The organism is Thauera aromatica K172 (genome assembly GCF_003030465.1).
GTDB classification, from domain to species: Bacteria; Pseudomonadota; Gammaproteobacteria; order Burkholderiales; family Rhodocyclaceae; genus Thauera; species Thauera aromatica.
This window is the reverse complement of sequence record NZ_CP028339.1, coordinates 3,414,939-3,433,390: the sequence shown is the minus strand read 5'-3', so window position 1 is coordinate 3,433,390 and position 18,452 is coordinate 3,414,939. Positions and strand designations below refer to the sequence as shown.

At 70.0% G+C, this 18,452-nt stretch carries 14 protein-coding genes; 7 read left to right on the top strand and 7 right to left on the bottom strand.

What is annotated here, in order from left to right:
* Positions 1-6 precede the first annotated feature (6 nt).
* From Tharo_RS16110 to Tharo_RS16090, 5 genes are all read right to left on the bottom strand, one after another.
* Entirely contained in the window at positions 7-810 is an 804-nt protein-coding gene (locus Tharo_RS16110) for a BPSS1780 family membrane protein (RefSeq protein WP_107222076.1), read from the bottom strand.
* Entirely contained in the window at positions 807-1,763 is a 957-nt protein-coding gene (locus Tharo_RS16105) for a homoserine kinase (protein ID WP_107222075.1), read from the bottom strand. The genes Tharo_RS16110 and Tharo_RS16105 overlap by 4 nt, the downstream gene beginning before the upstream one ends.
* A gap of 29 nt (positions 1,764-1,792) precedes the next feature.
* Positions 1,793-2,440: a DNA-deoxyinosine glycosylase gene (locus tag Tharo_RS16100; RefSeq protein ID WP_425444938.1), complete on the bottom strand. Its 648-nt coding sequence runs from the start codon at positions 2,438-2,440 to the stop codon at positions 1,793-1,795.
* On the bottom strand, positions 2,437-2,760 hold the full coding sequence (locus Tharo_RS16095) for a DUF2782 domain-containing protein (protein ID WP_107222073.1): 324 nt from the start codon (positions 2,758-2,760) through the stop codon (positions 2,437-2,439). The genes Tharo_RS16100 and Tharo_RS16095 overlap by 4 nt, the downstream gene beginning before the upstream one ends.
* Before the next feature lie 105 nt (positions 2,761-2,865).
* Positions 2,866-3,591: an LOG family protein gene (locus Tharo_RS16090; protein ID WP_107222072.1), complete on the bottom strand. Its 726-nt coding sequence runs from the start codon at positions 3,589-3,591 to the stop codon at positions 2,866-2,868.
* A 172-nt stretch (positions 3,592-3,763) separates the two neighbouring features.
* Here Tharo_RS16090 and polA point away from each other — a divergent pair, with 172 nt between their 5' ends.
* The gene (gene polA / locus Tharo_RS16085) at positions 3,764-6,523 is read left to right on the top strand and encodes a DNA polymerase I (RefSeq protein WP_107222071.1); all 2,760 of its coding nucleotides are present in this window, start codon (positions 3,764-3,766) and stop codon (positions 6,521-6,523) included.
* A gap of 99 nt (positions 6,524-6,622) precedes the next feature.
* Here polA and Tharo_RS16080 read toward each other — a convergent pair whose 3' ends face one another.
* Positions 6,623-7,240 (bottom strand): TetR/AcrR family transcriptional regulator, encoded by a 618-nt coding sequence (locus Tharo_RS16080; RefSeq protein ID WP_107222070.1) that lies wholly within the window; start codon positions 7,238-7,240, stop codon positions 6,623-6,625.
* A gap of 165 nt (positions 7,241-7,405) precedes the next feature.
* Between Tharo_RS16080 and Tharo_RS16075 the strand changes: the two genes are divergently transcribed.
* The 5 genes from Tharo_RS16075 to Tharo_RS16055 all read left to right on the top strand — a co-directional run bounded on the left by Tharo_RS16075 (position 7,406) and on the right by Tharo_RS16055 (position 15,238).
* The gene (locus Tharo_RS16075) at positions 7,406-8,584 is read left to right on the top strand and encodes an efflux RND transporter periplasmic adaptor subunit (protein WP_107222069.1); all 1,179 of its coding nucleotides are present in this window, start codon (positions 7,406-7,408) and stop codon (positions 8,582-8,584) included.
* Between the two features lie 10 nt (positions 8,585-8,594).
* Positions 8,595-11,750, top strand: a complete 3,156-nt coding sequence (locus Tharo_RS16070; RefSeq protein ID WP_107222068.1) for an efflux RND transporter permease subunit — start codon at positions 8,595-8,597, stop codon at positions 11,748-11,750.
* 1 nt (position 11,751) lies between these two features.
* On the top strand, positions 11,752-13,242 hold the full coding sequence (gene adeC / locus Tharo_RS16065; RefSeq protein ID WP_107222067.1) for an AdeC/AdeK/OprM family multidrug efflux complex outer membrane factor: 1,491 nt from the start codon (positions 11,752-11,754) through the stop codon (positions 13,240-13,242).
* An 87-nt stretch (positions 13,243-13,329) separates the two neighbouring features.
* Positions 13,330-14,103 carry an EAL domain-containing protein gene (locus Tharo_RS16060; protein WP_107222066.1) on the top strand — a complete coding sequence of 258 codons (774 nt, stop codon included), beginning with the start codon at positions 13,330-13,332 and terminating at the stop codon, positions 14,101-14,103.
* A 100-nt stretch (positions 14,104-14,203) separates the two neighbouring features.
* Positions 14,204-15,238 (top strand): CobW family GTP-binding protein, encoded by a 1,035-nt coding sequence (locus Tharo_RS16055; RefSeq protein ID WP_107222065.1) that lies wholly within the window; start codon positions 14,204-14,206, stop codon positions 15,236-15,238.
* Positions 15,239-15,255: 17 nt separating this feature from the next.
* Here Tharo_RS16055 and Tharo_RS16050 read toward each other — a convergent pair whose 3' ends face one another.
* Positions 15,256-15,729 (bottom strand): hypothetical protein, encoded by a 474-nt coding sequence (locus Tharo_RS16050; RefSeq protein ID WP_107222064.1) that lies wholly within the window; start codon positions 15,727-15,729, stop codon positions 15,256-15,258.
* A 226-nt stretch (positions 15,730-15,955) separates the two neighbouring features.
* Between Tharo_RS16050 and Tharo_RS16045 the strand changes: the two genes are divergently transcribed.
* Positions 15,956-18,403, top strand: a complete 2,448-nt coding sequence (locus tag Tharo_RS16045) for a sensor domain-containing protein (RefSeq protein ID WP_159051723.1) — start codon at positions 15,956-15,958, stop codon at positions 18,401-18,403.
* Positions 18,404-18,452: the final 49 nt, after the last annotated feature.

The window sequence follows — 18,452 nt, the reverse complement described above, 5'->3', positions numbered from 1 at the left end:
GTCTTTTCAGGGTCGAGGGGGTTCGGAGGGGGGCGGGGCGGGTTGCGGATCGTCGCCGGCAGGGCTCGCCGGCAGCCCGAGCGAGGGGGAGAAGGTTTCCTTCCACGCCGCGTACAGCGCGCCAGCGATCACCGGGATCAGGATCAGCATGCCGAGCCCGGCGGGCAGCATCGCCACCCACAGCAGCACGTACAGCAGCGCCGCCAGGACGAGGAAGGCGAGCAGGTTGTGGACGCAGGCGCGCGCCGACAGCTGCATCGCGTCGAGCGGAGCCACGCCGTGCAGCATCACCAGCGCGGGGGCGAACCAGAGCGCCATCATCAGCAGCGCCCACAGCACGGTAAACACCAGCATTCCCAGCATCATGCCGCCGGCGGCCATGCCCATCCCGGCGAAGGCGCCGATCGCCGCGCCGGTGAGCATCGCGCTGCCGCCGCTGGCCGCCGCCACCATCGCCGCCAGCAGCAGGCCGAGCAGGTGGAAGACGCCCACCAGCAGCAGGTTGCCGGCGTGGCGGCGGATGCCCTCGAACAAGTGGTCGACGCGCAGCGTCTGGCCGCGGTCGAGTGCCTGCGCGCCCGCCAGCATGCCGGCGACCAGCACCGGCAGCGCGATCGGCGCCGCCGCCCAGCCGAGGACGGGGAGGAAGCCGAGGGCGGTGATGACGATGATGAAGATCAGCGCCTGCACCGCCCAGGTGCCCGGCGCCTGCATGAACAGGCGCCAGCCGGCGCTGATCCACTGCAGGGCGTGGCCGGGAGCGACATCGCCCGGTGCGGGCGGAGGCGGGAGGGGGCGGGGGGCGTTCATCGCGGCAGGGGCGGCACGTTGGTGATGCGCAGGCGCAGGATGTCGCGGTATTCGTCGGGGTTTTTCACCAGCACCAGCTCGCCGCTGCGCGGCAGGTGGAAGTCGGCGGCGCGCGACAGCCAGAAGCGCAGCGCGGCGGCGCGCAGCATTGCCGGCCAGGCGTCGGCTTCGTCCGCGGTGAACGGGCGCTCGGCGTGGTAGGCGGCGAGCAGGGCGGCGCTGCGGGCGGGGTCGAGGCGGCCGTCGGGAGTGGAGCACCAGTCGTTGACGGTGACGGCGACGTCGAACAGCAGGGTGTCGAAGCCGGCGAAGTAGAAATCGATGACGCCGCCGATGTGCGCTTCGTCGTCATCGCCCGTCTCCCACAGCACGTTGTCGCGGAAGAGGTCGGCGTGGATCGCGCCGGCAGGCAGGCGGGCGAGGTCGACCGTGGCCTGGAAGGCGATTTCGGCATCGAGCAGGCGGCGTTCGTCGGCGGGCAGGAAGTCGTGCACCGCGCGTGCGGTTTCGCTGCGCCAGGCCGGACCGCGTGGATTGTCCTGGCGGCGGCCGTAGGACAGGCCGGCCAGGTGCAGGCCGGCGAGCATGGCGCCGACTTTCGCACAGTGGCCCGGGCCGGGGTTCATCTCGGAGGCGCCCGACAGGCGCATCACCAGCGCCGCGGGGCGCTCCTGCAGGGTGCCGAGGTATTCGTTGTGGCGGTTGGCGATCGGCCCCGGCACCGGCAGGCCGTGGCGCGACAGGTGCGCCATCAGGTGCAGGTAATAGGGCAGTTCGGCGCGGGTCATGCCTTCGAACAGGGTCAGCACGTAGCGCCCGAGGGTGGTGGTGACGAAGAAATTGCTGTTCTGGACCCCGGCGGAAATGCCCTTCAATGCGACCAGGCGGCCGATGGCGTAGTCCTGCAGCCACTCGGCGAGCGCGGGTTCGGGGACGGGAGTGAAGACGGACATGCGGGCTCCAGGGGGCGGCGGCGGCCGGCTCAGGCGGCGAGGGCGCGCGCCGCTGCGGGCGAAGGGCCGGCCGAAGGGTCGGGCAACGTGCCGCGGCGGGCCGGTGTGCAGGCCGGCGCCGGACCCTCGCCGGCGGCGACCCGCAGCGCCTGCCAGGCTTCGAGCTTGGCTTCGAAGCGGCGCGCGGCGTGGGCTGGGCTGGTCGACGGCAGGCGGGCAAGATGCAGCGGCGGGCTGCCGGCGGCGCGCTGGACGTGGCGGCGGAAGGCGGTCTCGGCCGCGGCGCCGTTGAAAAACACCGCGCTGAGCTGCGGGCAGGCGGCGAACAGGGCGGCGAAATCGTTGGGTACGATGCTGTCGGCGGCGATCGCGCGGTCGAGGCTGCCGTCGCGCGCGCAGCTGCCGATCACATCCCACAGGGCGACGCCCGCGGCGAGCAGGCGGTCGAGACGGTCGGGGTAGGGCAGCTGCGGCCCGGCGCCGAACAGGGCGCCCATGATCGGCCAGAAGGCATTGCGCGGGTGGGCGTAGTACTGCGCCGCCGCCAGCGAGGCCGCGCCCGGCATGCTGCCGAGGACCAGGACCCGGGCGTCGGCGCGGAACACCGGCGGGAAGCTGCGCACTCGCCCGGCCTCCCCGCGGGGCGCGGCGGCGGCGGTGCGGGGGGGCTGGCTCACCAGGACTTGACCACCCACATCGGCACCGCCAGCGTCGGCGCGCTGTCGTCGCGCACCATCTGGCCGTTGCCTTCCTTGTCGATCAGGTAGTAGGGCACGCCGTGCGGCGGCGTGACCTTGACCATGTAGAGCTTGCCGCGGATGCGGTACTCGGTGACGGTGTCCTCGCCACGCTTGACGATGGTGACTTCGGGCTCGTCGACGGCTTCGTTGTCGGCCGGCATCGGCGGCGGTTCGGGAATCGGCTCGAGGGCCGGGGGCTGCTGGGCGAACGCGGGCAGTGCAGCGGCGAGCAGCAGGGCGGTCAGGGTGCGGCGCATGATGTTCTCCTGAAGATGGCTGGATTCTAGCCGTTTCGCGGGCGCTTTCGGCGCCCGGGGCAGCGTATCGCCCGATTCGCCGGCAGCGCGCCGGTGCCGCGCCGCTCAAAGGTTCAGCATCATCTCGTGCTCTGCCGGCAGAGGCTGGAAACCGCGGCGCTCGTAATGCTTGAAGATCGCCTCGACCACTTCTTCGGGCTTGTCGATGACCTGCACCAAGTCGAGATCCTCGCGGTTGATCATGCCTTCGGTGACGAGGCGGTCGCGCAGCCAGTCGAGCAGGCCGTTCCAGAACGGGCCGTGGACCAGGATGATCGGGATGCGCCGGCTCTTCTTGGTCTGGATCAGCGTCATCGCTTCGAGCAGCTCGTCGAGCGTGCCGAAACCGCCCGGCATGACGACGTAGGCCGCGGCGAACTTGACGAACATGAACTTGCGCGCAAAGAAGTGCTGGAAGGTCTGCGAGATGTCCTGGTAGGGGTTGGCGCCCTGCTCGAGCGGGAGCTGGATGTTCAGCCCCACCGACGGGCTCTTGCCGAAGAAGGCGCCCTTGTTCGCCGCTTCCATGATGCCCGGGCCGCCGCCCGAAATCACCGAAAAGCCCGAGTCCGACAGCAGGCGGGCGATCTTCTCGGTGAGCATGTAGTACATGTGGTCCGGCGGCGTGCGCGCGCTACCGAAGATCGACACCGCGGGGCGGATCGCCGACAGGCGTTCGGTGGCCTCGACGAACTCTGCCATAATTCCAAAGATTCGCCAGGATTCACGCGCGTTGTAGCGCGGCGCCGTGCCGTCCGGCACGCTGCGGGGGAGTTTTTCTTTCGCGGTCATGTTGTTCTCGTAGGGTGGGGGCAGGCTCTTCGCGCGTGCCCGCCGGATTCGCTGCCGGGGCGCGGACACGGTCGGGTGCTGCGGGCCGGGGCGGTACGCTCGCTGCGCCGTGGTGCCTTACCCTGTTGCTCCTGCTTCGCTCGCCCGGTGTTCCCGCAAGGATTTTTCCAGCATGTCCACTTTGCTTCTCGTCGACGGTTCCAGCTACCTGTACCGCGCCTTCCACGCCCTGCCCGACCTGCGCAATTCGCGGGGCGAGCCGACGGGGGCGATCCGGGGCGTGCTGTCGATGCTACGTCGCCTCGAAAGCGACTACAAGGCCGAATTCCGCGCCTGCGTGTTCGATGCCAAGGGGAAGACCTTTCGTGACGACTGGTATCCCGACTACAAGTCCCACCGTCCGCCGATGCCCGACGACCTGCGCGCCCAGATCGAGCCGCTGCACGAGGCGGTGCGGGCCGAAGGCTGGCCGCTGCTGGCGGTCGATGGGGTCGAGGCCGACGACGTCATCGGCACCCTGACCCGCCAGGCGCTCGAGCGCGGCTGGGAAGTGGTGATCTCGACCGGCGACAAGGACCTCACCCAGCTCGTGCGCCCGGGCGTGCGCTGGGTCAACACGATGAGCGAGGAGGTGCTCGACGAAGCCGGCGTCACCGCCAAGTTCGGCGTCCCGCCCGAGCGCATCGTCGATTATCTGGCGCTGGTCGGCGACACCGTCGACAACGTGCCCGGCGTGGAGAAGTGCGGACCGAAGACGGCGGTGAAGTGGCTCACCGAGTACGGCAGCCTCGACGCCCTGGTCGCCAACGCCGCCAAGGTCGGCGGCAAGGTCGGCGACAACCTGCGCCGGCACCTCGATTTCCTGCCCCTCGGGCGGCGCCTGGTGACGGTGGTGACCGACCTCGCCCTGCCGGTGACGCTTGACGAGCTGCCCGCGCGCGACGACGACAAGGCGGCGCTGCGCGCGCTGTACGAACGTTTCGAGTTCCGCGGCTGGCTGAAGGATCTCGATGGCGCCGCGGCGGGAGTGGCGAGCGTCGCCGACGCCAAGGCGGCGACCGAGGCGCGCCGCTTCGCCGACGAGGGCACAGTGGCGGACGACCCGCCGTGCGCCCCCGGCGCCCACCGCAGCGGCTACGTCGCGATCCTCGATTGGCCCACGTTCGACGCCTGGCTGGCGAAGATCGGCGCCGCCGGGCTCACCGCCTTCGACACCGAGACCACCAGCCTCGACCCGATGGCGGCAAAGCTGGTCGGGATGTCGTTCGCGGTCGCCCCGGGCGAGGCCGCCTACCTGCCGCTGGCGCATCGTGGCCAGGACCTGCCCGCGCAGCTGGCGCTCGCCGAAGTGCTGGTCAAGCTCAGGCCCTGGCTGGAATCCGACCGCCACCCCAAGCTCGGCCAGAACCTGAAGTACGACGCCCACGTGCTTGCCAACCACGGCATCACCCTGCGCGGCATCACCCACGACACCCTGCTCGAATCCTACGTGCTCGAAAGCGACAAGACGCACGACCTGGATTCGCTCGCCCGCCGCCACCTCGGCCTGACGGCCATCCCCTACACCGAGGTCTGCGGCAAGGGCGCCAAACAGATCGGCTTCGACGAGGTCACGATCGAGCGCGCCACCGAGTACGCCGCCGAGGACGCCGACCTCACCCTGCGCCTGCACCGCAAGCTGTGGCCCCAGCTCGAGGCCGCGCCGCGGCTGGCCGCGCTGTATCGCGACCTCGAGCTGCCGGTACTCGAAGTGCTGCTCGAGATGGAGCGCACCGGGGTGCTGATCGACCCCTTCCTGCTCGCCCAGCACGGCGAGGAGCTCGGCCGCCGCGTGCACGAGCTCGAACGCGAGGCCCACGCCCTCGCCGGCCAGCCCTTCAACCTCGGCTCGCCCAAGCAGCTCGGCGAAATCCTGTTCGTCAAGCTCGGCCTGCCGGTGGTGAAAAAAACCGCCACCGGCCAGCCGTCCACCGACGAGGACGTGCTCACCCAACTCGCCGAGGACTACCCGCTGCCGAAGCTGCTGCTCGAACACCGCAGCTTGTCGAAACTCAAGAGCACCTACGCCGACAAGCTGCCGCGCATGGTCGATCCGCGCACCGGCCGGGTGCACACCAGCTTCTCCCAGGCCACCGCCGTCACCGGGCGCTTGTCGAGCTCCGAGCCCAACCTGCAGAACATTCCGATCCGCACGCCCGAAGGCCGCCGCATCCGCGCCGCCTTCATCGCCCCGCGCGAGCACCTCATCGTCTCCGCCGACTATTCGCAGATCGAACTGCGCATCATGGCCCACCTGTCGGGCGATGCCCGCCTGCTCGAAGCCTTCGCCCGCGGCGAGGACGTGCACCGCGCCACCGCCGCCGAGGTCTTCGGCTGCACCCCGGCCGAAGTCACGAGCGAGCAGCGCCGCTACGCCAAGGTGATCAACTTCGGCCTCATCTACGGCATGAGCGCGCACGGCCTGGCGAAGAACCTCGGCATCGAGCGCGCCGCCGCGCAGGGCTGGATCGACCGCTACTTCGCCCGCTACCCCGGCGTGGCCGACTACATGGAGCGGATCAAGGCCGAGGCCAAGGCGGCGGGCTACGTCGAGACCGTGTTCGGCCGCCGCCTCTACCTGCCCGACATCCGCGCCCAGCAGGCCGGCCGCCGCCAGGCCGCCGAGCGCGCGGCGATCAACGCGCCGATGCAGGGCACCGCCGCCGACCTGATCAAGAAGGCGATGATCGCGGTCAGCCGCTGGCTGGCAAGCTCGGCGCTGAAGTCGAAGCTGGTCCTCCAGGTCCATGACGAACTGGTGCTGGAAGTGCCGCGCGCCGAGCTGGAGGCGGTCCGTGCCGAGCTGCCGCGGCTGATGGGGGAGGTCGCAGCGCTGCAGGTGCCGCTGCTGGTGGAGGTCGGTGCGGGGAACAACTGGGACGAGGCGCACTGAGCCTGCCCCGGGCGGGAGAGGGGGTCAGGCGCTGCTTGGTTTGTGTGCGAGTGGTTGGCTGATGCTGCGGGCGGCGTGGATGTTGGTCGATACACGGGCTCACGACTCCTGGTCGAGCAGGTCGTCGACCGCGGCCTGGATGCGGCGGATCACCTGCGCGTGGTCGATCGCGGGATTGCGGATGCTGCGCAGCAGCAGGCCTTCGAACAGCGTCGCCAGGACCTCGACCATGCTCGCGATCGCGGCCTCGTCGTCGGCGTGGCCGGCGGCGCGGCGGATGTCGCGGATGGTGTCGGCGAGCCCGCGCCGGCAGGCGATGTCGGCATCGCGCACGATTTCGGCCACCCGCGGGTTGCGTGCCGCTTCGGCGACGATTTCCAGCTTCAGCCCGGCGCGCAGCGGGTCGAGCTGATCGAGCACGCCCTCGGCGACGCGCTCGATCATCGCCGCGCGCACGTTGCTGGCCGAACGCAGCTCTGCCGTCAGGGTCAGCAGGTCTTCGAGATCCTGCGCCACGATCGCGGCGATGATCGCTTCCTTGTTCTCGAAGTAGTGATAAATGTGGCCCGCGCTCATGCCCGCGGTCTTGGAAATCTGCGCGATGCTGGCGCCGTGGAAGCCATGCTCGCGGAAGCACTGGGCGGCGGCGCACAGGATCTGCTGGCGGCGCGCTTCGGCGCGCGGCTGCTCGGCGGCGAAAGGGGGCGGGACGGGCATCGCGGGTTCTCCTGGGCGTGCGGCGGGCGCACGCGTATCTTGCATTGCAGCAAAGGCTAACATAGAATGAGCGTTCAATCTAGAATGAACATTCGAGTGATCTGGTTTGTCGCTGCCGGTCCCGAGCCGGCAGTGTCGCCCGATCCTCGTCCGGAGACGCCCTTCATGCAGACCCGTCGCAACCCGCTGCTCGATTCCCTTGCCGTCGCCGCGCTGAGCGCGACCCTGCTCGCCGCCTGCAGCGGCGGCGAACCCGGTGCCGCGCCGCAGTCGGCGCCGCCGCCGGCGCCGATGGTCACCGTCGTCACGGTGCACGCCGAGACCGTGCCGATGGTGGCGGAGCTTCCCGGCCGTACCGCGCCCTACCTGATCGCCGAACTGCGTCCCCAGGTCACCGGCATCGTCAAGGAGCGCTCATTCACCGAGGGCAGCGAGGTCAGGGCCGGGCAGGTCCTGTACCAGATCGACCCCGCCCCCTACCAGGCCGTGCATGCCAGCGCCGCGGCCGACCTCGCCCGCGCCGAGGCCAACCTCCATGCCGCGCGCCTGAAGAGCGAACGCTACGCCGAGCTGGTCAGGATCGAAGCCGTCAGCCGCCAGGCCAACGACGATGCCGCCGCTGCGCTCGGCCAGGCGCGGGCCGAGGTCGCGGCGGCGAAGGCGGCGCTGGAGAAGGCGAAGATCGATCTCGACTACACCCGGGTGAAGTCGCCGATCGCGGGGCGCATCGGCCGCTCGGCGGTGACCCCGGGCGCGCTCGTCACCGCCAACCAGGACGCCGTGCTCGCCACCGTGCAGCAGCTCGACCCGATCTACGTCGACCTCACCCAGTCGAGCGTCGAGCTGCTGCGCCTGCGCCGCGAAATCGCCGCCGGCCGCCTGCAGGCGGGGGCGAAGGGCGAGGTGCCGGTGAAGCTCATGCTCGAAGACGGCAGCGAGTACGCCGCCGAAGGCCGCCTCGCGGTGTCCGAAGTCACCGTCGACGAGAGCACCGGCAGCGTTACCTTGCGGGCGCGCTTTCCCAACCCGAAGGGCGAGCTGCTGCCCGGCATGTACGTGCGTGCGCGCCTGCCGCAGGGCGTGCGCAGCGATGCGATCCTGGTGCCGCATGCGGCGCTGTCGCGCGATGCGCGCGGCACCGCGCTGGTGATGGTGGTCGATGGCGCAGGCAAGGCCGAGGCGCGCCCGGTGACGGTCGCGCAGTCGATCGGCGAACGCTGGGTGATCACCGGCGGCCTCGCCAGCGGCGAGCGCGTCGTCGTCGAAGGCCTGCAGAAGATCCGTCCCGGTGCGCCGGTGCAGGCCCAGGAAGCGGGGGCGGCGCCGGCCGCCCCGGCGCAGTGAGGTAGGCGCCATGGCCCGTTTCTTCATCGACCGCCCCATCTTCGCCTGGGTCATCGCGATCGTCATCATGCTGGCGGGAGCGCTCTCCATCCAGCAGCTGCCGGTGTCCCAGTACCCGTCGATCGCGCCCCCGGCGATCGTCATCAACGCCAAGTACCCGGGCGCCTCGGCCAAGGCGGTGGAAGACTCGGTGACGCAGATCATCGAGCAGAAGCTCACCGGCCTCGACGGCCTGCTGTACATGAAGTCGACCAGCGACGCCTATGGCAACGCCTCGACCACGCTGACCTTCTCCGCCGACACCGACCCGGACATCGCCCAGGTCCAGGTGCAGAACAAGATCCAGACCGCGCTGCCGCTGCTGCCGCAGGCGGTGCAGCAGCAGGGGGTGACGGTCGCCAAGTCGGCGATGAACTTCCTGATGGTGGTCGGCTTCGTGTCGGAGGACAACTCGCAGTCGGGCACCGACCTGTCGGACTTCCTCGTGTCCTCGGTGCAGGACCCGCTGTCGCGGGTCGACGGCGTCGGCGAAGTGACCGTGTTCGGCGCCCAGTACGCGATGCGGGTGTGGGTGGATCCGGCGAAGCTGACCAACTACCGCCTCACTCCGGGCGACGTGCGCAGCGCGCTGCTGGCGCAGAACACCCAGGTCTCGGCGGGCCAGCTCGGCGGCACGCCGGCCCTTCCGGGCCAGGGCTTCACCGCCACAATCACCGCGCAGAGCCGGCTGCAGACCGTGGCCGAGTTCGAGGACATCCTGCTGCGCAGCAGCACGCAGGGCGGTGAAGTGCGCCTGAAGGACGTCGCCCGCGTCGAGATCGGCGCCGAGAACTACGGCACCGTGGCGCGCTTCAACGGCCAGCCCGCCGCCGGCGTGGGCATCCGCCTCGCGTCGGGGGCCAACGCCCTCGATACCGCGACCGCGGTGCGCACCCGCCTCGACGAGATGCAGCGCTACTTCCCCGCCGGAGTGAAGTACGTCGTGCCTTACGACACCACGCCCTTCGTCAAGATCTCCATCGAATCGGTGGTGATGACGCTGATCGAGGCGGTGGTGCTGGTCTTCCTCGTGATGTACCTGTTCCTGCAGAACTTCCGCGCCACGCTGATCCCGACCATGGCGATTCCAGTGGTGCTGCTCGGCACCTTCGGCCTGATGGCGGCGTTCGGCTTTTCGATCAATACTCTGACCATGTTCGGCATGGTGCTGGCGATCGGCCTGCTGGTGGATGACGCCATCGTCGTGGTCGAGAACGTCGAGCGGGTGATGACCGAGGAGGGGCTGCCGCCGAAGGAAGCGACCAAGCGCTCGATGGACCAGATCACCAGCGCGCTGATCGGCATCGGCCTGGTGCTCTCCGCGGTGTTCGTGCCGATGGCCTTCTTCGGCGGCTCGACCGGCGTCATCTACCGCCAGTTCTCGATCACCATCGTCTCGGCGATGGCGCTGTCGGTGCTGGTCGCGATCGTATTCACGCCGGCGCTGTGCGCGACCCTGCTGAAGAGGGTGGAAAAGGGCCACGAGCATGGCGAAGGCGGCCTCTTCGGCCGCTTCTTCCACTGGTTCAACGTCAAGTTCGAGCGCGGCACGCGGCGCTACGAGTCGGCCGTCGGCGGCATCGTCAAGCGCAGCGTGCGCTTCCTCGCCATCTACCTCGCCATCGTCGCCGTGCTCGGCCTGCTGTTCGTCCGCATGCCGACTTCCTTCCTGCCCGAGGAAGACCAGGGCGTGATGTTCACCCAGGTGTCGCTGCCCGCCGGAGCCACCCAGGAGCGCACGCTGGAAGTGCTGAAGAAGGTCGAGCACCACTTCCTCGAGAACGAAAAGGACACCGTGCGCGCGCTGTTTACCGTCGCCGGGTTCAGCTTCGGTGGCAGCGGCCAGCACATGGGCATCGGCTTCGTCAATCTCAAGCACTGGGACGAGCGCCAGGCGCCGGGGCTGGACGTGAAGTCGGTCGCCGGGCGGGCGATGGGCGCGTTCGCCCAGATCCGCGAGGCGATGGTGTTCGCCTTCGTGCCGCCGGCGGTGATCGAGCTTGGCACCTCGGGCGGCTTCACCGTGCAGATGCAGGACCGCTCCGGCCTCGGCCACGACGCCCTGCTCGGCGCGCGCAACCAGTTCCTCGGCATGGCGGCGCAGGACAAGCGCCTGGTCGGGGTGCGCCCCAACGGCCAGGAGGACATGCCCGAGCTCAAGCTCGACATCGACCACGCCAAGGCCGGCGCGCTCGGGCTGTCGATCGCCGACATCAACGACACCTTGTCGACCGCCTGGGGCGGCAGCTACATCAACGACTTCCTCGACCGCGGCCGGATCAAGAAGGTCTATCTGCAGGGCGATGCTCCGGCGCGGATGACCCCGGAGGACCTCGGCAAGTGGTACGTGCGCAACAAGGCGGGCGGGATGGTGCCGTTCTCGGCCTTCGCCACTGCGCACTGGACCTACGGCTCGCCGCGCCTGGAGCGCTTCAACGGCCAGCCGTCGATGGAGATCCTCGGCCAGGCCGCGCCCGGACTGTCCTCGGGCGAGGCGATGGCGGCGGTGGAGGAGATCATGGCGAAGCTGCCCGCCGGCATCGGCTACGACTGGTCCGGCACGTCCTACGAGGAACGGCGCAGCGGCTCGCAGGCGCCGGCGCTGTACGCGCTGTCGCTGCTGGTGGTGTTCCTGTGCCTGGCGGCGCTGTACGAGAGCTGGTCGGTGCCGTTCGCGGTGATGCTGGTGGTGCCGCTCGGTGTGCTCGGCGCGCTGCTCGCCGCCACCGGGCGCGGAATGTCGAACGACATCTACTTCCAGGTCGGCCTGCTCGCCACCATCGGCCTGTCGTCGAAGAACGCGATCCTGATCGTGGAGTTCGCCAAGGCGCAGATGGAAGAAGGCAAGGATCTGGTCGCCGCCACCCTCGCCGCGGTGCGCATGCGCCTGCGCCCGATCCTGATGACTTCGCTCGCCTTCGGCTTCGGCGTGCTGCCGCTGGCGATCGCCACCGGTGCCGGCGCCGGCAGCCAGAACGCAATCGGCACCGGCGTGCTCGGCGGCACCATCGCTGCGACCGCGCTCGGGATCTTCTTCGTGCCGCTGTTCTACGTCGCGATCAAGCGCGTTTTCCCGGACAAGCCGAGGAAAGAGGCCGCCGCGCCGGCCGCCCAGGAGGGACGTTGAAATGAATGACTTCGCTGCACAATCCGCCGTCTCCGCGCCGGCGGCGGCGCGCGCGCCCAGCGGGCGGGCGCTCGTCACGGTGCCCGGCGCGCGCCGCGCGTTGCGCGCCCTGGGGCTGGCCTTCGCCGCCGCCACGCTCGGCGCCTGCACGCTGATTCCCGCCTACGAGCGCCCGGCGGCGCCGGTGCCGGCGAGCTTCCCGCAGGCGCCGGCAGCCGCTCCGGCCGCGCCCGCGGCCGATGCCATCGCCTGGCGCGACTACTTCGCCGATCCGCGCCTGCGCCAGCTGATCGCGCTCGCGCTGGAGAACAACCGCGACCTGCGCGTCGCCGCCCTCGCCATCGAACGCGCACGTGCCCAGTACGGCATCCAGCGCGCCGACCTGTTCCCCTCGATCGCGCTGAGCGGCGGCCAGAACGCGCAGCGCGCGCCGGGCGCGTTCAACGCCGGCGGCGAATCGACCGTGAGCCGCCAGTACAGCGCCAGCCTCGGCTTCGCTGCCTACGAGCTCGACTTCTTCGGCCGCGTGCGCAGCCTCGAGGAGCAGGCCTTGCAGACCTACCTCGGCACCGAGGAGGCCCGCCGCAGCGCGCAGATCAGCCTCGTCGCCGAGGTCGCCGGCGCCTGGCTGCGCCTGGGTGCCGACCGCGAGCGCCTGGCGCTGGCGCGCAGCACTTTCGAGACCCGGCAGAAGTCCTACGAGCTGACCCGGCGCAGCTTCGACCTCGGCGCAGTGTCGGCGCTCGACCTGCAGCAGGCCGAGACCCTGCTCCAGGGCGCGCGCGCCGACGTCGCGCGCTACACGGCGCAGGTCGCGCAGGACGAAAACGCGCTCGCCCTCGTCGTCGGCGCCGCGGTGCCGACCGCACTGCTGCCGCAGGCCCTCGGCGAGGACGCCGCCGCGGTCGCCGAACTGCCCGCCGGGCTGCCGTCCGAAGTGCTTGCCCGCCGTCCCGACATCGTGCAGGCCGAACGTGCGCTGCAGGCGGCCAATGCCAGCATCGGCGCGGCGCGCGCCGCCTTCTTCCCGCGCATCAGCCTCACTGCCAGCGCCGGCAGCGCCAGTACCGCGCTCGACGGCCTGTTCGAGAGCGGCTCGCGGGCGTGGAGCTTCGTGCCGCAGATCCGCCTGCCGATCTTCGAGGCCGGCCGCCTGCAGGCGAGCCTGGATGTAGCCGAGATCCAGCGCGACATCCAGGTTGCCGGATACGAAAAGGCGATCCAGTCCGCCTTCTGCGAGGTTGCCGATGCGCTGGCCGAGCGTGCCACCCTGGCCGAGCAGCTCGACGCCCGGCGCCGGCTGGCGGCGGCGGCGGCGCGCAGCTTCGAGCTGTCCGAGGCGCGTTACCGGGGCGGGGTGGACAGTTACCTGAACCTGCTCGATGCCCAGCGCAGCCTGTACGCCGCCGAGCTGGAGCTGATCGCCACCCGCTTGTCGGACGCGACCAGCCGCGTCGCACTGTACAAGGCGCTCGGCGGCGGCTGGCAGTAGCGCGATCGGCACGGGCAGGGGTCGAATTCGGGCGGATCGTAGTCGGCTGGTATAAAATGCGAAGCATTCTCATTACTAGAGGTGCGCATGCATCCGCGACTCCCTGCCCAGGCGCTGCTCGAACTGATCGAGCAGCGCCGTTTCGGTGTCGAGTACCAACCCGTTCTTTCGCTCGTCGACGGGGCGGTCATCGGTTACGAGGCGCTGGCGCGCTTTCATGATGCGCACGGGGGCATGCTGCCGCCGCAGCAGGTGTTCGATTCGCTCCACAGCAGCCCGCTGAGCCTGTTCCAGGTCGAGTACGAAATGAAGCGCCTGCAGCTCGCCCATGCGCCGCCGGAGGCCGGGCGCCTGTTCGTCAATCTCGACCCCGACGCCTTCCAGGTCGCCGTCGCCGACGAGCGCCACCCGCTGGTGGCGCTGCTCGCCGCCCGCCCTGGCGTGGTGGTCGAAATCATCGAGAACAGCAGCATCAACGATGCCGATCTGAGCGACGCGATGGTCGCCGCCTTCGCCGGAACTGCGGTCGAACTCGCCCTCGACGACATCGGCGCGCCGCACACGATGCTGTCGCTGCCGATCCTGCTCGCGGTCGATTTCCTCAAGTTCGACCGTTCGTGGATCCTCCACCCGGACGATCCGGTGCGCGTGGCCGCGCTGCGCCACCTGGTCGCCTTCGCCCGCGAGTGCGGCAAGCAGACGATCCTGGAAGGCATCGAGCACGAATGGCAGCGTGCGTTCGCCGCCGCGATCGGCTTCGATCACGTCCAGGGCTTTCTCTACCGCCACCTGTTCCGCAGCACCGGCTGCCTCGCCGGCGTGGCGGGGGACGGCGCAGCCGCGCTGCCGGCCGCAGCCTGATACCCTGGCGCTCGCCGCGCATCGCCCGGAGTGTGAAAATGGCCCTGCGCTCCGCCGGGCCGCCCATCCGGCCTTTGCGCGCGCTACCAGGACCCCGGACATGAACGACGACGCTTCCCGCCCCGACGACCGCCGCATTCCCGTCACCGTGCTCACCGGTTTTCTCGGTGCGGGCAAGACCACGCTGCTCAACCACCTGCTGCGCCAGCCGCGGATGGAGGGCTGCGCGGTGCTGATCAACGAGCTCGGTGCCGTCGCCGTCGACCACCACCTGGTGGAAAAGGTCGACGAGACCCTGATCGTGCTCGATTCGGGCTGCGTCTGCTGCAGCGTCCGCGGCGATCTGGTGCGGGCGCTGAAAGGGCTGTTCATGCGCGCGCTGCGGCGCGAGCTGAAGGGCCTGCGCCGGGTGCTGATCGAAACCACGGGGCTGGCCGATCCGGCGCCGCTGATCCACACCCTGATGGCCGAGCCCTTCCTCGCCGAGCGCTACCGCATCGACGGCGTGGTCGCCGCGGTGGATGCGACCCGTGCGCTGGCCCAGCTCGCCGAACACAACGAGGCCGTGCGCCAGGTGGCGATGGCCGACCGCCTGCTGCTCACCAAGTGCGACCTCGCCGATGCGGCGGCGCGCGCGGCGGTGGCTACCCGCCTCGCCCTGCTCAACCCGGGGGCACGCCAGGTGGAAGTGTGCGGCGGCGTGGTGGCGGCCGCCGAACTGTTCGACTGCGGCCTGTACGATGCCGCCGGCAAGGCGCCGGACGTCACCGCCTGGCTCGGGGAGGCGGCGCTGGGGCGCACCCCGCGCCATGACGCCGGAGTGGGCAGTTTCGTGCTGCGCTACGATGCGCCGCTGCCCTGGTACGAATTTTCCGACGCCCTCGCGCTGCTCCTCCAGGTCCATGGCGGACGCATCCTGCGGGTCAAGGGCGTGCTCGACGTCGCCGGCGATCCCTTGCCGCGGGTGCTGCAGTGTGTCCAGCACAGCGTCTATCCCGCTACCAGCCTGGCGGCGTGGCCGCCCGGCGAGAAGCGCCACAGCCGTCTCGTCTTCATCGTCCGCGACCTGGCGCAGGACGAAGTGGCCGCGATCCTGGCCGCCTTCATCGGGCCGCCGTCGACGGCGCCGGACTGATCACAACTCGGCGGCGCTCACTCGCACACCGCGCGGCAATCTCCCGTGCTGCAGTCCGCGGCCTCCACCGCGCACGCCGCCTTGCCGCGATGTTCGAGGCGGTGGTCGTTGTCGTAGTCGCAGATCAGCCGGGTCAGGTTCTTCTGGCGCTCCACTTTCATGCGCAGCGCCTGCGAGGCGCGGATCTGCGCCGGCGGCACGTTGCACGACAGATAGCCGCTGAAGCTACCGTCGGCCGATTCCCACAGCGCGATGTTCTTCACCGCGCGGTAATTCTCGAAACTGGCACAAGTCAGCACGTCGCGGCCGTACAGGCGGGCGTTGTCGCCGCAATAGCCCATGAAGGTAAAGCGGAGTTCGGCATCGGTCGGGCAGGCGGCGACCTGTACCGCCTCCTTCAGATCGGGGCAGGACAGCTCCGCGGCGTGGGCGGCGGTGCCCAGGGCGGCGAGCAGCACGGGAAGGAGGGCCGTTTTCAGTCGGGTTCGCATGGCGTCTCGGCAAAGGGCGGGGAGAGGAGGACAGGGTGTCCGAATCCGGGAGACTAGCCTTTGCCGCCGGCCGAAGAATGATCTCGATCAAGTTCTCCGCGGGCACCGGCGCTCCTTGCCCGCACGCGGCTTTCCTGCGCCGCGGTGGGCGCCATCCGGGGTTCGATCATCGGTGCGAATTCTGATAGCGTGGTACCCCATCCATCGATTTCTTCGTCGCCTGCCTATGAGCTGTCCTTATCCAGACCGGGGTCAGAACGAGGACGAAATCCTCCGCCTGCGCAGCGCTCTCGACCATGTCGGCGCCCATGTCTTCATCAAGGATCGCGACGGCCGTTACACCTATGTGAACCGGATGGTGTCCGAACTGTTCGGCACCGCGCCGGAAGACATCCTCGGCAGCACCGACGAGCGCTTTTTCGATCTTTCGGTCTCCAACGACCTGCGCGACCACGACCGCCGGGTGGTCGAGGAGGCGGTCCGGATCGAAGGTGAGGAGCGCAACGTCGTCGCCTGCAGCGGCGAAACCCGCTACTACGACACCGTCAAGCAGCCCCTGTTCGATGACGACGGCGCCGTTGTCGGCGTCCTCGGCGTGTCCACCGACATCACCGCGCGCAAGCTTGCCGAGATCGCGCTCCGGGAGCGCGAATCGCTGCTGAGCGACATCCTCGACACCGCCAGCGTCGCGATCTTCCTCGTCGACCGGGACGGCGTCATCACCCATGCCAACCGCCGGATGGCGGAAATGTTCGGCCATCCGCTGGCGGAACTGGTCGGCAGCGAGTACGTGGACCATATCCATCCGGCCGAGCGTGACACCGGGCGTGAGCGGATGCGGGCGCTGCTCGCGAGCAAGATCGCTGCGGTGGACCTCGAGCGGCTCTACCTGCGTGCCGATGGCAGTGAATTCTGGGGCCATCTGACCGGGCGCCGCTTTCACGATGCGCAGGGGGTGGAGCGCGGCCTCGTCGGCGTGATCGCCGATATCTCGGCGACCAGGCGGGCCATCGAGCGCCACGCAAGCGTCATCAACCTGGCGATGGACGGTTTTCTCGCCGTCGGAGCGGACGGCCGGGTGCGCGAATGCAATGCCGCCGTGTGCGCGCTCACCGGCTACCTCCGCGAGGAAGTCCTCGGCAGCCCCATGAGCCGCTTCGAGGCGCTGGAATCTGCGGATGAAGCCGCCGCCCACGCCCGGCGCATCTTCGCCACCGGCAACGACCGCTTCGAGACGCACTGGCGGCGCAAGGACGGCAGCTTGGTCGAAGTCGAGGTGACGGCGACCTGCCTGCGCCGCGATGAGGAAATCGGCGTCTTCGTGCGCGACATCACCCAGCGCAAGGCGCACCAGGACGAACTGCGCTACATCGCCAGCCACGACCTGCTCACCGGCCTGCCCAACCGTGCGTTGCTCTTCGACCGCATGCGGCAGGCCGTGGCCCAGGCCGACCGCGCCGGCACCCTGCTCGCGGTCTGCTATCTGGACCTGGACGGCTTCAAGCCGGTCAACGACCGCTTCGGCCACCAGGAAGGGGATGGCGTGCTGATCGAGGTCGCCCGCCGCCTGAAGGGCTGTGTGCGCGGTGACGACACCGTGGCCCGCATCGGCGGCGACGAGTTCGTGCTCCTGTTGCAGGGGCTGGGCGACACCGGCGCGGTCGACACCGCGCTGCGGCGGGTCCTCGCCGCCGTGGCGCAGCCGCTGCGGGTGGGCGGCAGCGAAGTCGCGGTTTCGGCCAGCCTGGGCGCCGCACTGTACCCGCGCGACGATGCCGATACCGACACCCTGCTGCGCCATGCCGACCAGGCGATGTACCTGGCCAAGCAGGGGGGGCGCAACCGCTTCCACGTCTTCGACACCGAGCAGGACCGCTGCGTGCGGGAACGCACCGAGCGCCAGGCGCGGATTGCCCAGGCCCTGCGCGACCACGAACTCGTCCTCCACTACCAGCCCCAGGTCGACATGCGCTCCGGGCGCGTGCTCGGCGCCGAAGCGCTGGTGCGCTGGCAGCATCCGCAGCGCGGGCTGCTGGCGCCGGCCGAGTTCCTGCCCGCGATCGAAGACAGCGACCTGATCGTCGAACTCGGCGACTGGGTGATCGCGACCGCGCTCGTCCAGCTTGAAGCCTGGCGGCGCGCGGGGCTCGAGCTGCAGGTCAGCGTCAACATCGCCGCCCGCCACCTGCTGCGCACCGACTTCGTTTCCCGGCTGTGCGAGCATCTGGACACCTGCCCGCAGCTGCCCCGCCATGCGCTCAAGCTCGAAGTCGTCGAGACCGCGGCGCTGGAAGATCTGGAGCATGTTTCGGCGCTCATCCGCGAGTGCCGCGAGCTGGGAGTGGCGTTCGCGGTCGACGACTTCGGCACCGGCTACTCCTCGCTGTCCTATCTCAAGGCCCTGCCGGCGCAGGTGCTCAAGATCGACCAGAGTTTCGTGCGCGACATGCTGGCCGACGCCGAGGACCGCGCCATCGTCGAGGGCGTCATCGGCCTGGCGCGGGTGTTCGGGCGCACGGTGATCGCCGAGGGGGTGGAAACCGCCGAGCACGGCGCGATGCTGCTGGCCCTGGGGTGCGAGCGGGCGCAGGGGTACGGCATCGCCCGCCCGATGCCGGCCGCCGATCTGCCGGCGTGGGTCGGCAGCTGGCGTCCGGATGCGTCATGGCAGTAAGCGCGGCGCGAGCCTGCCTCGCCCGGAGTGATGGGGCCCGGCGCCCGGC

Coding starts and splice junctions, on each gene's coding strand:
- Tharo_RS16110 (WP_107222076.1), bottom strand. CDS start 810: ATGAACGCCCCCCGCCCCCTCCCGCCTCCGCCCGCACCGGGCGATGTC.
- Tharo_RS16105 (WP_107222075.1), bottom strand. CDS start 1,763: ATGTCCGTCTTCACTCCCGTCCCCGAACCCGCGCTCGCCGAGTGGCTG.
- Tharo_RS16095 (WP_107222073.1), bottom strand. CDS start 2,760: ATGCGCCGCACCCTGACCGCCCTGCTGCTCGCCGCTGCACTGCCCGCG.
- Tharo_RS16090 (WP_107222072.1), bottom strand. CDS start 3,591: ATGACCGCGAAAGAAAAACTCCCCCGCAGCGTGCCGGACGGCACGGCG.
- polA (WP_107222071.1), top strand. CDS start 3,764: ATGTCCACTTTGCTTCTCGTCGACGGTTCCAGCTACCTGTACCGCGCC.
- Tharo_RS16080 (WP_107222070.1), bottom strand. CDS start 7,240: ATGCCCGTCCCGCCCCCTTTCGCCGCCGAGCAGCCGCGCGCCGAAGCG.
- Tharo_RS16075 (WP_107222069.1), top strand. CDS start 7,406: ATGCAGACCCGTCGCAACCCGCTGCTCGATTCCCTTGCCGTCGCCGCG.
- Tharo_RS16070 (WP_107222068.1), top strand. CDS start 8,595: ATGGCCCGTTTCTTCATCGACCGCCCCATCTTCGCCTGGGTCATCGCG.
- adeC (WP_107222067.1), top strand. CDS start 11,752: ATGAATGACTTCGCTGCACAATCCGCCGTCTCCGCGCCGGCGGCGGCG.
- Tharo_RS16060 (WP_107222066.1), top strand. CDS start 13,330: ATGCATCCGCGACTCCCTGCCCAGGCGCTGCTCGAACTGATCGAGCAG.
- Tharo_RS16055 (WP_107222065.1), top strand. CDS start 14,204: ATGAACGACGACGCTTCCCGCCCCGACGACCGCCGCATTCCCGTCACC.
- Tharo_RS16050 (WP_107222064.1), bottom strand. CDS start 15,729: ATGCGAACCCGACTGAAAACGGCCCTCCTTCCCGTGCTGCTCGCCGCC.
- Tharo_RS16045 (WP_159051723.1), top strand. CDS start 15,956: ATGAGCTGTCCTTATCCAGACCGGGGTCAGAACGAGGACGAAATCCTC.